This window comes from Coleofasciculus sp. D1-CHI-01 (assembly GCF_040218875.1).
Classification (GTDB): domain Bacteria; phylum Cyanobacteriota; class Cyanobacteriia; order Cyanobacteriales; family Coleofasciculaceae; genus Coleofasciculus.
This window is the reverse complement of sequence record NZ_JAVJQP010000116.1, coordinates 61345-74908: the sequence shown is the minus strand read 5'-3', so window position 1 is coordinate 74908 and position 13564 is coordinate 61345. Positions and strand designations below refer to the sequence as shown.

Annotated in this window: 13 protein-coding genes; 2 read left to right on the top strand and 11 right to left on the bottom strand. The window is 46.6% G+C overall.

Going from position 1 to position 13564, the window contains the following annotated elements; genetic code table 11:
* The coding region (locus tag RIB93_RS21180; protein WP_446375320.1) for a hypothetical protein at window positions 1–205 on the top strand (205 nt) is incomplete at its 5' end.
* A 66-nt stretch (window positions 206–271) separates the two neighbouring features.
* Here RIB93_RS21180 and RIB93_RS21175 read toward each other — a convergent pair.
* The 6 genes from RIB93_RS21175 to RIB93_RS21150 form a co-directional block, all read right to left on the bottom strand.
* Complete coding sequence (locus tag RIB93_RS21175) at window positions 272–2626, bottom strand: GumC family protein (RefSeq protein ID WP_446375318.1); 2355 nt, start codon at window positions 2624–2626, stop codon at window positions 272–274.
* Window positions 2627–2882: 256 nt separating this feature from the next.
* Complete coding sequence (locus tag RIB93_RS21170; protein ID WP_446375326.1) at window positions 2883–3674, bottom strand: WecB/TagA/CpsF family glycosyltransferase; 792 nt, start codon at window positions 3672–3674, stop codon at window positions 2883–2885.
* A 295-nt stretch (window positions 3675–3969) separates the two neighbouring features.
* Complete coding sequence (locus tag RIB93_RS21165) at window positions 3970–4935, bottom strand: peptidoglycan-binding domain-containing protein (RefSeq protein ID WP_446375316.1); 966 nt, start codon at window positions 4933–4935, stop codon at window positions 3970–3972.
* A 128-nt stretch (window positions 4936–5063) separates the two neighbouring features.
* Complete coding sequence (locus tag RIB93_RS21160; protein ID WP_446375314.1) at window positions 5064–6257, bottom strand: RNA-guided endonuclease InsQ/TnpB family protein; 1194 nt, start codon at window positions 6255–6257, stop codon at window positions 5064–5066.
* Entirely contained in the window at window positions 6145–6744 is a 600-nt protein-coding gene (locus tag RIB93_RS21155) for an IS607 family transposase (RefSeq protein WP_446375324.1), read from the bottom strand. The genes RIB93_RS21160 and RIB93_RS21155 overlap by 113 nt, the downstream gene beginning before the upstream one ends.
* A 218-nt stretch (window positions 6745–6962) precedes the next feature.
* On the bottom strand, window positions 6963–7139 hold the full coding sequence (locus tag RIB93_RS21150; RefSeq protein WP_446375312.1) for a hypothetical protein: 177 nt from the start codon (window positions 7137–7139) through the stop codon (window positions 6963–6965).
* Window positions 7140–7765: 626 nt separating this feature from the next.
* Between RIB93_RS21150 and RIB93_RS21145 the strand changes: the two genes are divergently transcribed.
* Window positions 7766–8476, top strand: a complete 711-nt coding sequence (locus tag RIB93_RS21145) for an SH3 domain-containing protein (protein ID WP_446375310.1) — start codon at window positions 7766–7768, stop codon at window positions 8474–8476.
* A gap of 128 nt (window positions 8477–8604) precedes the next feature.
* Here the strand turns inward: RIB93_RS21145 and RIB93_RS21140 are convergent, their stop codons facing one another.
* The 5 genes from RIB93_RS21140 to yidC form a co-directional block, all read right to left on the bottom strand.
* Complete coding sequence (locus RIB93_RS21140) at window positions 8605–9075, bottom strand: SH3 domain-containing protein (RefSeq protein WP_446375308.1); 471 nt, start codon at window positions 9073–9075, stop codon at window positions 8605–8607.
* Between the two features lie 213 nt (window positions 9076–9288).
* Entirely contained in the window at window positions 9289–10803 is a 1515-nt protein-coding gene (locus tag RIB93_RS21135; protein ID WP_446375306.1) for an AAA family ATPase, read from the bottom strand.
* 215 nt (window positions 10804–11018) lie between these two features.
* A complete protein-coding gene (locus tag RIB93_RS21130; RefSeq protein WP_446375304.1) occupies window positions 11019–11522 on the bottom strand; it encodes a YceD family protein in 504 nt (167 codons plus the stop codon).
* A gap of 62 nt (window positions 11523–11584) precedes the next feature.
* Window positions 11585–12067, bottom strand: a complete 483-nt coding sequence (locus tag RIB93_RS21125) for a Jag family protein (protein WP_446375302.1) — start codon at window positions 12065–12067, stop codon at window positions 11585–11587.
* A 2-nt stretch (window positions 12068–12069) separates the two neighbouring features.
* Window positions 12070–13239: a membrane protein insertase YidC gene (yidC, locus tag RIB93_RS21120; RefSeq protein WP_446375300.1), complete on the bottom strand. Its 1170-nt coding sequence runs from the start codon at window positions 13237–13239 to the stop codon at window positions 12070–12072.
* Window positions 13240–13564 lie beyond the last annotated feature (325 nt).

The window sequence follows — 13564 nt, the reverse complement described above, 5'->3', positions numbered from 1 at the left end:
GGGTTTTATTGTTCTTTTATCGGTGGGGAGGACAGGTTTCGTTGTTCATTTTTCGGGGGGGAGGACAGTTTTCGTTGTTCATTTATCGGTGGGGCGGGCGGGTTTCGTTGTTCATTTATCGGTGGGGAGGGCGGGTTTCGTGGTTCATTTATCGGTGGGGAGGGCGGGTTTTGTTGTTCCGTTAGTGGTGAATATCCGAATTTAGTCCCTAAACCCGCTCCTACAATTGGGGAACCCTAGACGTTCCACCGGAGGAGTCTCTACGATACAATCACGAGACGGAAACCGGGGTTTTCTCCCAACTATTATCCTGGGGCGCGGGCGGTAACCCCATAAATCCCGATCGCGTGATATGATTGGCGATAATCCCTAGTGTGGGCAAGCCAAAGGCATCTAACTGAGTAATAGTTTGCTTAACTAACGAATTCTTAGTTTTCTTAATTGCCGTCACCAGCAACAACCCATCGGTATGCCTTGCCAGATAACTAATATCCATACAACTGGGGAACTCTGGTGTATCATAAACCACCAAATCAAATTTAGTCTTAAACTCCGTCATCAGCTCCTGCATTTGCGCCGAAGCAAACCGCCGCGTCAGATGGGGGCGGGGTTGACCTGCGGTTAATACAAACAGATTATCAGAAATCGGCGATCGCTCGATAAAATCATGGGGCATCAAATCATCAGCTAGCAAGTCACTCAACCCTTTGACATTCGGTAAATTCAACTGCTGATGCATCTGAGGATGGATCAAATTCGCATCCACCAACAGCACCCGTTGACCCATTTGGGCTGCTGTTTGGGCTAAGTGTAACGCCACCGTCGATTTCCCATCCCCCAACGCCGCCGAGGTAACACTCAGAGAACGAATCGGGCGGTCTGAAAACAGAAACCGGATACTGGTATAAATAGAGTCAAAGGCTTCCAGAAACCTCGCATCCGGATAACCCTGATCCCCAGTCTCTTTATCCTGCTTCTGATTCCGATTTTGATAAGCCGGAACTTCACCCAACACAGGCAAATCCGTCGCATCCTTGAGGTCTTCTGTGCTATAAAAAATATCTCTGATTTTTTCTTGGAGAACCCCTAACCCTAGACCTAAGACGACTCCCCCCATCACTCCCATCAACAGCAGTTTATCAGAGGATTCTGCCATATTTATCGGATTCCCGTATTGATCTCGGGCGATTTCCGGTTCCGATAGAATTTCCCACGGCAGTTTATTTCCTGCTTCCTCAACCTGGAATGTTTCCCGCTGCCTTAAAAGTTGATTCAACGTCTGTGTCGCCACTTCCAACTGCCGCTGGAGTTCGGTATACTGGCGGATCACCTCAGGCATTTGCTGAGCTTGTTGCGCGAATGTCGCTCTCGTCTGAGCTAACTGCTGACTGCGTTCTTCCAACAGTTGAATCTGGTTGGTTGCTTCCACCAGTTGCTGAATCAGCCCCATACGAACGGAATTCTGAAATGTCATCACATCCGAATTATTGGTGGTAGTTTTGAGGTTCTCGCCAATAATCCTTTGGGCTTCTTGATTCAGCAGCGCCTGTAAATTCTGCCGTTGTTCCTGTAGCGCTTGCATTTTGGGATCATCGGGTAGAAAACGGGCAGATTCTATTGCTATCTGACTCTCGACTTCCTGAATTTTCCCCAACAACCCTTGATAACGCGGGTCTTGGCTTAAGGCGGATGAAGCGATGGCTTCCTCTGGAGATAACCCGAGTTGTTGCCGCAAGTTAGTTGAGAGGGTTCTTAACTCCCCTAGCTCTTGTTGAGTTGCTCGCTGTTGATTTTCAAGATCCCGGACTTGACCGAGTAATTCTGCCCCTTTAGATTGAGGCTCAATCAGGTCATAGCGCTCCTGAATACTCTGAATCTGTTTCTGATAGTTATTGACGCGCTCCTGCAATTTCGGCAGTTGCTCATCTATAAATTTAACCCCTTCACTAATACTGCTCTGGCGTTCATCAAGACTATACTTTAAATATTTCTCAGCCGTTTCCTCTAAAACTAACTCAGCCAGTTTAGGATCAGAGCTTTGATAATTCACTGCCAGAATCTTAGTTTCAGAACCTCTGCCTTTTCCGACACTGACCTGTTCAATAGTTAACCCTTGTCTTATAGCACCGACACTAACTCTACCAGGATATTGCGCTTCAACTTCCTCCACTACTGGTCCCAGAACACCCACTCCCTTTAATATTTCAATCTGAGTGGGGTAATCCAAGCGAAACATTTGCTCATTCGGCACACCACTGGTGCGAGCTAGGGCGCTAGGGTCACTTGCCCGTTCTTCAGTGGTTACGGGTTCTACTAATAGACGAAATCCCCCAGCATAAATTGGGGCTTCCTTAGTACTTACATACCAAGCCGCTGCGGTGGTTAGGGTAGTCAAACCCACAATCAGCCAAGCTTTCCGCTTCGCCGTTCGCAACAAGGGACGCAAATTCAATCCACGTTGGGGAGTCGCTGTCACCTCATCAGCAAAATCCGCAGACAATGGCGGCTCATGTCTATCGCCTTTGCCGTTTAATGAAAGTGGAGAATCCCGTTCTATGTCCATGTTGACCTCTGTCACGTTGACTGTACCGCACCCAAACCCTTCTTTTGCAACAGTTCCTGGCATGTCTATTATGCCAGACCATTTAGCCAACTGTCTCTACCCTTAGGTGTCTCACACAAGACTTCTCCCAAATGGGCTAGTCTTCTCAATCCATTTTAAATGAAACCCTAGATGATCATCAATAAAGGTTTGATAAAGTTTACTTTAAGAGGGAACGGGAAACGACGAACGGAGAACAGGAATAATAAACCTTTGCCTCTTTACAGTAGTAGAGACGTTGCATGCAACGTCTCTACTTTATAATGGATGAATCTATCTTCTAAAAAGGAGCTTTGTAAACTTTGAACTTCTGTTTCAATATCAGCCATAAGAAACCGACATCATCAACAAAATATCGTTTCCACAATCGTCTCGGTTCAACCGAAAAACGATACAACCATTCTAAGCCAATGTCACGGAGAAACTTCGGCGCTCTTTTGACGTTCCCCGCTTCAAAATCGATCGTTGCACCGATTCCCATAATTATTTTAATATTGGGATTAAATTTCTGCTTATATTTACTGATAAATAATTCTTGCTTCGGTGCTCCAACTCCTACCCCCAAAACTGTAGCGCCTGAATCATTAATCAGTTGCAAAATTTTGTGGCATTCTTGGGCATCGTTTTCAAATCCCCATGGGGGTGAATATTCGCCTACAACGATTTTCCGACCGATTTTAGCATTTATTCTCTCTTGTGCTTTCTTGGCTACACCGGGAGCGGCTCCTAATAAAAATATGCGAATATCGGGATTGTCTTTGTGATAATGGCAAAAAGCGGGAAAGATGTCTGATCCCGCTAGTTTTTCTTTGAAGGGAGTTCGCAAAAACTTAGAGGCGTAAACTAAAATCTGACTATCACATATTACATAATCAGCCGCTTTATAAGCCTGCAAAAGCTGCCGATTGCTTTGTAATTGCATGAGATGATCGACATTCGGGGTAAATACAATACCTTGCTTTAATTTCTTTAAAAACTCATCTTTAGAAAAATTGTCAATATACAAGTTAAGGATTTTAACTTTTTTGCGAACCGAAAGACCGTTATCTTCATTAGCTAGAGGTATCGGCATAACCTCGGGTTCCGGTGTAAACTGGTTATCCTGTTGGTCTTTCATTGAGCGTGGAACTGATGATGAGTTCATAGTAGAGACAACCCCACTGATACTAATTTTACCTTATACTCCAATTAAATGGCTGTTGATTCAATTTAAAGAGTCTTGGCAAAACGTTAAATCTGTCAGCCGACTGATGTTCAGAGGGTTAGCTGGTGTTGGCTGATAACATGTAGACAATGCTCTACAGGTCTTTCCATTTGCCCAGAATGAAAGGTTAATGGATGCCTCAACGATATATCTGGTGTAAATCTTAGCGGAAATACGCCACCCGTGCATCCAGACCCTGCGATCGCAGTCGATGAGAAATCTCTTCAGCACCGTCACGATCCACAAATGAGCCAGCATTAACAAATTTGCCACGCCCGGAGTCAGCGGTAAACGCCCCCGACACATATCGTTGCACGCGGGTGAGTGTATCACCGTTATAAATGGGGATAACGACCACATAACGATTTTGTTCAAGCGTCGGGATTAACCCCAACGCCTGAAGTGTGTCTTGACTCGCCACGCCATCGGGAAATAGGTTATTCGCCTCCTGAAACTGCTCAACGGCGTTCTGAGTTTGGAACCCATAAATGCCATCAACAGGACCGGGATCAAAACCTGCCTGTCTTAACTTTAGCTGAAGTTCAAAGACATCTTGACCGCGATCGCCGGGACGCAATTCTCTCAACCTAGACGGTTGCGTCTCAATTGGAGGCGGTGGTGTAACTTGTCCTCTGGGAGGCGGTAAGACGTTCCCGATACTAGGAGGAGTGGGCAAGGTGCCAATCGTGGTACTGGGGGGAGGTAAAGTGCTGGAGGCAAAGGTCGAATCGAAGGGAGAAATACGGGTAAAGTTATCGAACAACACAGATTGGGTACGTTGACCGACAATTCCATCTGGAATCAGTCCCTGACTGCGCTGGAATTGCTGGACAGCATCTGTGGTAATCGGACCAAAATACCCAGTGGGTTGCTGATCAAAATAGCCTAATTCCCGCAAACGCTGTTGAATCTCAATGACTTGAGAGCCACGACTTCCTGGCTGTAGTGTTTGGGCAACAGCTTTGTCTGTAAGTCCTAAGCTGCTGAGAATGATGGCGAATAATAGCCAGTGGAATGGTACGGGAGAAGGCTGGGTCAATCGCCACTCATGCCGATTGACACTTTCTAAACCCACCTCGGCTGGGTTTTCCGACGCCCAGATAAGATGGCTATAGGCAAGGGTTTCCATAGGTCTCTCAGATAACTTTTATTGCTAGTTTATCAACCTATGTGGAAAGATAGTAAGTCGGTGGGAAAAATTCAAGTTAACGGTAGGGAGCGTCATTTGTCATTCGTTGATTAGGAACTCTGATACATTTACGCGACACAATACGGGAAATTCCCGGACAATGCAGCGATAGCAACACCATCTGAATTGATGGTGAAGGCGGTATCCCGCAAAGCTTTGAGCATAAAGCCCAAAGCGCCATTCATGTCTCGCGGCAAAACATGACCGCAAGATGGGCATTTGAAAACCTTAGAGCCTCCCAACGTTTGATGAATATGACCACACTTAGTACAAGTTTTGGAAGTGTAGGCTTCTGAACCTGTAATGACAATCGTGTTGGTCATCTCAGCTTTTTGGTTGAGGAATAGCTCAAAACGGTAATGCGCCCAAGTCAACATCGACCTAACTGTTTTTGACCGAATCTTTCTGCTTGCTTTGGCAACCATTTGGGAAGTCTCAAAAGTCGGCAGAAATATGACTCGGTAATTATTAGTTAAATAGCCGACAATCTGCTTGTGTGCCTCATCGATGAGGTGGCGAATTTTAGCCCTCATTCGATTAGCGGCTTGGCGCATTCTTCGCCTTTGCTTTCTTCCCGCTTTACTCATCCGACTGTAAAGATTGTCGAGGTGTTGGCACAATCTAGTAATACGCCCGATGTCACCCCGACCCAGCTCAACAAACCTCGACCCATCAAATCCTGTCAGAAACGTTCTGACCCCTGGGTCTAATGCAATAACGCCATCTTTATCTTGTCTATTAACTTTCACTTCTTCTGGGATAATGGCAAACCATCTCCCCTTAGAAAATGTAAGTTGCGTGGCATTTGAGCAAGCTTGAGGTAATGATTCAGAGGCGATAAACTCTAACCCTTTTGTCAGCCTCGGATACCAACACCCTGAACTAAAGTTGCTATCGTTAAACTTAATTGTTTGCTGGAAGTCCCGACAGCTTCTAAATTTAGCATTAACACTTGCATTGTCGGCTCTATGAGCATCGAAGATGGCATTTTGTCGGATATGGCAAGGGGTCTGTTTGACCCATTCCGGCAAATCGGATTGCATGACAATATTTCTCAGCTTTAATTTCCCAACTCTTTTATTCTGTCGTTGGTAAGCAATAGCTTGGTTGAAGCAGTATCGACAAGCCGCTAGCCATTTACGCCAAACTTTATTGAGTTTGACGCTTGGATAAATCCGGATCTTCCGAGATCTGAGTCTTGTATTTGCGGAGTCCGTAAAGCCTTGAACTGAAGCAGTGAAGAATGGCGAGGATGTCTTCAACCATCTCCTCGGAAGGAGAGAGACTTGACTCATTGAGAACCACGAGTTCACACCCGTTTTGTTCACAGAGCCATCTAAACAAGTCAAATCCGAATCTCGCCAATCGGTCTTTGTGAGCAACCACAAGGCGTTTGACATCTCCTGACATGACTTGTCCCAATACGGCAAGCATCTTTTTGCGTTTGAAGTTAAGCCCTCCTCCAATTTCTGAGACAACTTCTCCGTCTGGGTATCTGGAGACGAGATATTCGACTTGTCGGTCGAGATCGGGCAATTGATCGCGAGAACTGACTCTGGCGTAGAGGATGTTGATTCGGGTGTCCAAGCCAGATTTAGCTCTAGCTGTATAGCTTTCGACGTTGTATCGGCGCTGCTTGCCTTGGGTCCAGATTGCTTCGATTTTCCCTTGTTCATGCCAGCGCCTGAGTGTCCGCTCATTGACCCCAAGGATTTCGGCTGCTTCCCTTGGGGTGACGTATTTGACAATAGTGGTATCCTCAATTCTTTCTGCATTGTACCACTATACCCGGATATGTCCGGTTAATTAAAGATTAAGTCAACCTCTTCCCCAGCTTCCAGACGTAGCATGCTACGTCTCTACAACTCCTGCTCCCAGACGTAGCATGCTACGTCTCTACAACTCCTGCTCCCAGACGTAGCATGCTACGTCTCTACAACTCCACCACAAGACTTATTCAGCAGACCCTATATTAATCCCGATCGCTCGATGAGAACAGCAGACAGCGCGGCTATGCCTGTAATTGTCAAGGCAAATAGAGGGTGTTGACCCTGACTCACGGCAAACGAGGTGACGATTCCAGCACCCAACCCGGCAGTAACTAAGGCAGTCAAGATATCTTTATTCGTGTTTTTGTGGTACATGCGTATTTTCGTTAAATAATTTTACAACGATTCAGATAGGTTTACTCACCGTACCACTCTCTTTTCTTGAACTGAAGTCTCTACTCAATTATTGCAATCAAGATTTAAATTTAGCTACGTTTCTTAATATAATCTCGATGTGGCTTCTAAGCTGTTCGGCATTTAAACCATAATGTCAATAATGGAGAAATCCTTGCCGTAGAGCGTTTAGCGAAGCCATGCCGCAGGCTTTGCATCTTGCTCGCTACCCATTCCCAATTTAAATGCATGATAGCTGATCAAATCCGGTTAATCATTGGCGATACAGCGCTTTGCGCTGTAATAAAGTCCAGTAGATCAAAGTCCCCCTTTTTAAGGGGGATTTAGGGGGATCGACAATGTACCGCATAGCAGAGCAAACTGCTGTATATTCTCGCCCAGGCAATCCAGCAATTGCCAGACATTGAATTTGCCTGTAATGATGTGTATTGAAGATACTTAATCAGATGAGGAGTGACCCAAATTAGCCCGTGGAGCAAGTCATACTAAGTTGCAGTCTCAGGTAAAATCTGTCATGCTGAGCAGAATGCAGTGAAACGGAATGGCGCGAAGCATCTGTCCAGATTCTTCGCTTCGCTCAGAATGACATGATAGAACGCAACTTGGTATCAGCCGCACTTTTGGTGTTAGGATTTACTGTAGCAGAAGGTTTAGTAGCAACGGCTAGTGTAGCCGTTGGCAGAGAACCAACTCCGTTGGTGACCACTTGGGTTCATGCCACGGAGAATGTAGAACGTAATACTTATAGAAACCTTTTAAACTATCAACCTAGAACATTCACGTCAACCCTACCTTCCCAGACAAATTCTTTTCTGCTTACTCAAGGGTTGATCGGGCAATGTCGGGCGGCGGCGCGGTCAATTTTTATCTACGCGGAACGTTCAACCGCTAATCCGATTCGCGCCTTACAAGCCGATGAACAAGTCACCTTGGCTGAAGCTAGTGGTAGGAATGGTTGGATCGCGATTGGTTCTCCCATTAGTGGATTTGTCCAGGCGAAAGATCTTAAGCCTTGCGGCGACAGTACCGAGACTACACCTCCGCCTCCACCACCCAATCGTTGTCGCCGAGTAATTTATGAAGAAGAGGAAGGGTTAACAATTCGGGAAAGCCCCAACACCAATTCAGCGAGAGTGGGTGGCGTCTTCTTTGGCGATCGCGTCACTCTTTCTAATCCACCCCAATTTAGACTAGATGACGCTGGACGTGAATGGGTAAGGATTACCGCCCCAACTTCTGGCTGGCTATCTAATGGATTTCCGCAACTGGGCGATATTAATCTGAAGGCGTGTTTCTAGTCATTTGTCATTTGTCATTTGTCATTTGATCGGGGCGGGTTTAGTTACTTATGGGTGCTAAGGAAACAATAGTAGTAAAACCCGCCCCTACAAACCAGGTTCCGTTGAGGGAAGCACAGGGTCAAAACTTATTCCACTCGCTCAACATTTCCCGCCTTGACCCAACCTTCTTGTTCACTACCCGATAAGCGTACCCTCTGCCATTTTTGATCATCGCTTTCCTTGAGGATGATAATTTCCTTATTGTAGGCTACGCCACCAATGCGATTGGCATTGAGACTGGGAGAATCGCGCAGGCTTAATCCTTCGGGCCAGGTTACCCGCGCCTCATACGCGCCAGGGGGTAATTCCTCTTCTGGGGATTCACTGGGAGTGGGACTAGGACTGGGTTTTGGCTTCTGGGCAGATTGAGCGGGTTTCTTCGCCGAATCAGGGGATTTAACGGGTGATTTGGCTTTTTGTTCTTCGGCAAAAATGGGTTTAGCTGGATTGACTGATAATTTTGTGAAAAAGTAATAGGCGACGGCACCACCCCCGGCTAATAGGATGGTGATGCCTAGAGTAAAACCGATCAAAAATTTGGTAATACCTGATATCATAGAATTTTTTATTGGTTATTTGTCATTATTTGTCAAATAGTTATCACATTTAAAGGTTAGTCAGGGCGGGTTTTGTACAAACGTTACTATCAAGACAAAAAAGAAAGTTCCTAAACCCGCCCCTACAGACGCGCCAGGTTATTTGAGCGAAGCAAAGGATCAAAACTATGCCATCGAAAATCGTAAAGGGTCAAAATTCAAAACGAAAAACTTCTACTGTAGTTGACGCTGAATTCGACTACTTAAACGATTATCTCTAGACGCCATGCGTGCTTTTCCCGCCGCCGCCCAGTCTTTGAGAAATTGAATTTGTTCTTGGGCGGTACGGGCAAGGGGAACGATTTGACTGGCGGCTTCTAATATATCATCGGTGGTGAAATCTCGATTCTGGCTAAAGCCAATGTGCATGGCTTCAATCAGGGTTTGTTCAATTTCTGCGCCGGAAAAGTCCGGGGTTTCGTAAGCGAGTCGTTCTAGATCGTAGTTCTTGAGGTTATGAGGGCGCAGTCGCCCTAAATGCAGTTCAAAAATCGCTTGGCGTTCCTGTTGAGAGGGTAAGCCGACAAAGAAGATTTCATCAAATCGCCCTTTCCGCAGCATTTCCGGTGGGAGGGTTTGGATATTATTAGCGGTGGCGACGACAAATACGGGGGATTTTTTCTCGGCTAACCAGTTGATGAACGTACCAAAAACCCGACTGGCGGTACCGGAATCGCCTTTGGATTCTACTCCCGCAAAGGCTTTGTCTATTTCGTCAATCCAGAGAATACAGGGGGCTAAAGCCTCAGCAAGTTGAATCATCTGACGGGTACGGGATTCGGATTCGCCGACTAAGCCGCCAAATAAACGCCCGACATCTAAGCGTAATAGGGGAAGATGCCAATGGTGGGCGATCGCCTTAGCCGTTAGTGATTTTCCGGTGCCTTGAATTCCCACTAACAGCAAGCCACGGGGATGGGGTAATCCATATTGTCGGGCGCGTTCGGTAAACGCACCGCCTCGGCGCAGCAGCCAGTCTTTGAGGTTGTCTAAGCCGCCAATATCGGAAATTCGTTCGCTGGTGGGATAATAGTCTAAGATTTGGGTTTGACGAATCGATTGGCGTTTCTCCTCTAGCACCATTTCCACGTCATCGGGTTGGATTTGCCCCTGCGCCGCGATCGCTCTGGCTAAGACTCGACGAATCCGTTCTAAGGATAACCCTTGACAAGAGCGCACGAGTTCATCTAAAACTTTGTCGCTGAGGGATTGGCTGGTGGCGGCGACTAAGCGACTAATTTCGGCTTTGATTTCCCCAGCATCGGGTAAGGGAAACTCTTGTACCGTCAGCACTTCGGTTAAGTCTGAGGGGATGGCGACTTGGGGGGTAACAATGACGATGTTTTTCGGCTGGGATTTGAGCAGTCGCGCCAGGTTTTTCAGTTTGCGGGAAATCGAGATATCGTCCAGAAAGCGGTGAAAGTCTCTGAGGATAAAGATAGAAGGGGCGTTGGCGGGGATTTTCTCGACAAACTCTAAAGCCTGTAAGGGATTACGGCGTCCAAACCCTTGATCGTTGGGGTTCCCTTGATAGCCATCGACAAAATCCCACAGATAAACCGCCCGTTCACCCAAACGTTGAGCCGCCTGTGCGATCGCGACTTCGGCTCGTTCTTCTTCCAGGGTGGGGATATAAATTAGGGGGTAGCGGGCGCGTAGCAGCAGCTCAAACTCTTCATTAAAACTCATGGGGTATTGGCGGGAAATGCGACAATTTCAAAGCGAATCAGTCACCACACCTTATTTTAGCTGTGTTGAATAAATTTAATCAGAGGAGGGCGGGTTTTGTATCTCCGTTAGGGAAAACAACCAACATTTATCCCTAAACCCGCCCCTACCTGGATCTAGGCAAATGACATAAGACGTAGCTTGCTTCTCGCGATAGCGAGTATGACATAAGACTATTAACCTGGCAATTTTCCCTTCAAAATTTCCAGAGCATCCCAACGCCGATCGGTTGGCTTAGTGCTATCATTCTCATCCATGACAATTCCTGGACAGTTGGCGTCACATAACTGTCGGGGTGGAATTTCTAGACACAATTGTTCATAGAGCCAACTATTGGGATCAAAATACCCTTGGGGATGTAAGGTTTCCACTAACTCCTCCAAGGGTGTTTCTCGTTCCAAGATACCCAGATCCTGTTGCTCGGCGGCTTCATCTAACCAAACCAGTTCCGACACATCCAGGGTTAACCGATGATTGTACTGCTGCAAACAACGGTTACAGGCTAGGGTAATAATCGTTTCTGCTTGCGCCGATACGTCTAAATAATTCCCTTGATGCTTAACGTGCAAACCTCCTCGCACAGGCGTTAGCGTTTCTAAATCGGGCAGGAATTCTTTGACCTGAATCACCTCGGTTTGCTCTGGTAATTTAAGCAATCCAGGAATATAAATTACTTCCATGATGCCACTCCTTTGCTGCCAACAAGCCACCCATACCCCCGATTTTAAACCCTAATCCTTAGTTAAGGACGTAGACGCACCACCAAGCGACGGTTTGGTTCTTGACCCTGACTGTGGGTTTCTAAATCTTCGCATTCCTGGAGCAACGTATGCACTTGACGGCGTTCTGCAGCGGAGAGCGATCGCAATTCATAATCTTGACCCGTCTCCCGTACTTTCTGCGCCGCCTGATCTGCCAGTATCCGGAGTTCCTCTTGACGCTGTAGACGGTAGCCATTGAGTTCAACGGTATACGCCGCCTGATCCGCTAATGGCTTACCGAGGTTAAGCATTGCATTTGCCAGATACTGTAGCGCATCAAGTACCTTACCATTAACGCCAATCAGGGTTTGAATTTCTGCCTCAGTCAATTGGCTTTGGTTAATGGTTAACCAGTAGTTGGCTTTACTATCTTGGTTCTCATCAGTGACTTGCACCGTTGCCGACACATTAGATAAGCGTAGCAACTCTTCTAGCCACTGCTGACCCCGCTGCTGATTACTCATAGCTAACTTGACGCTTTTTTCTTGGAACGTTTCGGTTCAAATGGCAGTGATTCTCGCCCTTCGCCGGACTTGTCCTTTGATTGGGTTTTCTGTTCCGCTTTTTCTTGCTCCTCAACCATTTTTTGGATATTGTCCGGTAGGGGTTCTCGCATCAAAATGAAGGATTGCAGCGTCTGAAAAACGTTAGCAATCACCATATACATCAACACCCCGGCGGGTAAGGGGAAGAAGAAGAACATCCCGGAAAATAAAACTGGCGTAATCTTATTCACCGTATTTTGCTGGGATGAACCACTAGGAGCATTTTGACCCGTGAGAACCTGGTTTACATACAAACTCACGCCAAAAAATAGAATCATGCCCACAATATCCAAGTGGATGTCGCCATCATCTCCAAAGGCACCCACTCGTCCTAAGGCATTAATAAACAAGAATCCTCGCTCGGCGGCTAGTCCAGGAATTGTCGCCTTTAGGGTTACATCACCTGGTTCTAAGGCTTCAAGGGTGCCATTTTCAGCAAAGCGTACCTTGTCTTCCCCTTTGGTGATTTCCCATTTAGGCACAATTTGGGTGTCTGGATATTCCTTCTCCAGGGTGCTTAGGGATTTTCCTTCAACGGATTGAAAGTCGATTGGGGTTTTTTCCCCCACCACTAACCGATTACCGCTGGGTAAGACGGCGGCGACGGGTGCATGAACCCCATCGGCAAAGTAAATATTTTGGGGTTTAGTGGCGAAGGCTTGAGGCTGGATGAACTCTATTTTCTCCCGGGGAAAGATTTGTACATCCACCGTGTAGCTCACATTAGAAAACGGTGATCCCCGCAATGTGGCAAATAGGGCAAATAATACAGGCATTTGCAGTAGCACAGGGAAACACCCGGCTAGAGGATTACCAAACTCCTGGAAGAGTTTGCTCATTTCCTCTTGTTGTTTTACCTTGTCATCGCCATAGCGTTGCTGAATTTCCTCTTGCCGCTTTTTCATTAAGGGTTGGGTAATTCGCATGCGCCTCATGTTGCGAATGGAACCTGCGTTCAGGGGATAGAGAGCAAAGCGAATTACCAGGGTCAGTGCCACGATGGCAAGACCGTAGCTAGGCACAATCCCGTAAAAGAAATCCAGGATTGGCAGCATGACGTTGTTGGAAAGAAACCCGATACCAAAATCCATTCGTATAAAGTCAACCTAGGCGCTGTAACGTTTTCTGAATCTAATTTATCGAATATTGGCGGCAATGGGAGGCAATGTCAGCCAATTGCTGCTGGGATTTTCGACGCTGTAACCCGATGGGGGAGGCTTTCAGGCGATTGCCTTTTTGGGCAACCCGGAGAAATTCAATGAAAAATGTATCCAAAGATACGGAAAACTAGCAGAAATTTCTTCCTTGTTCCTCCGTTCTCCCAGATAGGATGGACGCGGTGTGAATTTGGAGTTATCTGGAACAGATGAGGTGTTCAATTATTACCGACACCCACACCCTAACTACTTTTCCAGT

What these genes read in the sequence shown, in the direction of transcription:
- RIB93_RS21130 (WP_446375304.1), bottom strand. Translation starts at nt 11,522, where the DNA reads ATGGAAGTAATTTATATTCCTGGATTGCTTAAATTACCAGAGCAAACC.
- RIB93_RS21175 (WP_446375318.1), bottom strand. Translation starts at nt 2,626, where the DNA reads ATGCCAGGAACTGTTGCAAAAGAAGGGTTTGGGTGCGGTACAGTCAAC.
- RIB93_RS21125 (WP_446375302.1), bottom strand. Translation starts at nt 12,067, where the DNA reads ATGAGTAATCAGCAGCGGGGTCAGCAGTGGCTAGAAGAGTTGCTACGC.
- RIB93_RS21135 (WP_446375306.1), bottom strand. Translation starts at nt 10,803, where the DNA reads ATGAGTTTTAATGAAGAGTTTGAGCTGCTGCTACGCGCCCGCTACCCC.
- RIB93_RS21140 (WP_446375308.1), bottom strand. Translation starts at nt 9,075, where the DNA reads ATGATATCAGGTATTACCAAATTTTTGATCGGTTTTACTCTAGGCATC.
- RIB93_RS21150 (WP_446375312.1), bottom strand. Translation starts at nt 7,139, where the DNA reads ATGTACCACAAAAACACGAATAAAGATATCTTGACTGCCTTAGTTACT.
- RIB93_RS21145 (WP_446375310.1), top strand. Translation starts at nt 7,766, where the DNA reads ATGATAGAACGCAACTTGGTATCAGCCGCACTTTTGGTGTTAGGATTT.
- RIB93_RS21165 (WP_446375316.1), bottom strand. Translation starts at nt 4,935, where the DNA reads ATGGAAACCCTTGCCTATAGCCATCTTATCTGGGCGTCGGAAAACCCA.
- yidC (WP_446375300.1), bottom strand. Translation starts at nt 13,239, where the DNA reads ATGGATTTTGGTATCGGGTTTCTTTCCAACAACGTCATGCTGCCAATC.
- RIB93_RS21170 (WP_446375326.1), bottom strand. Translation starts at nt 3,674, where the DNA reads ATGCCGATACCTCTAGCTAATGAAGATAACGGTCTTTCGGTTCGCAAA.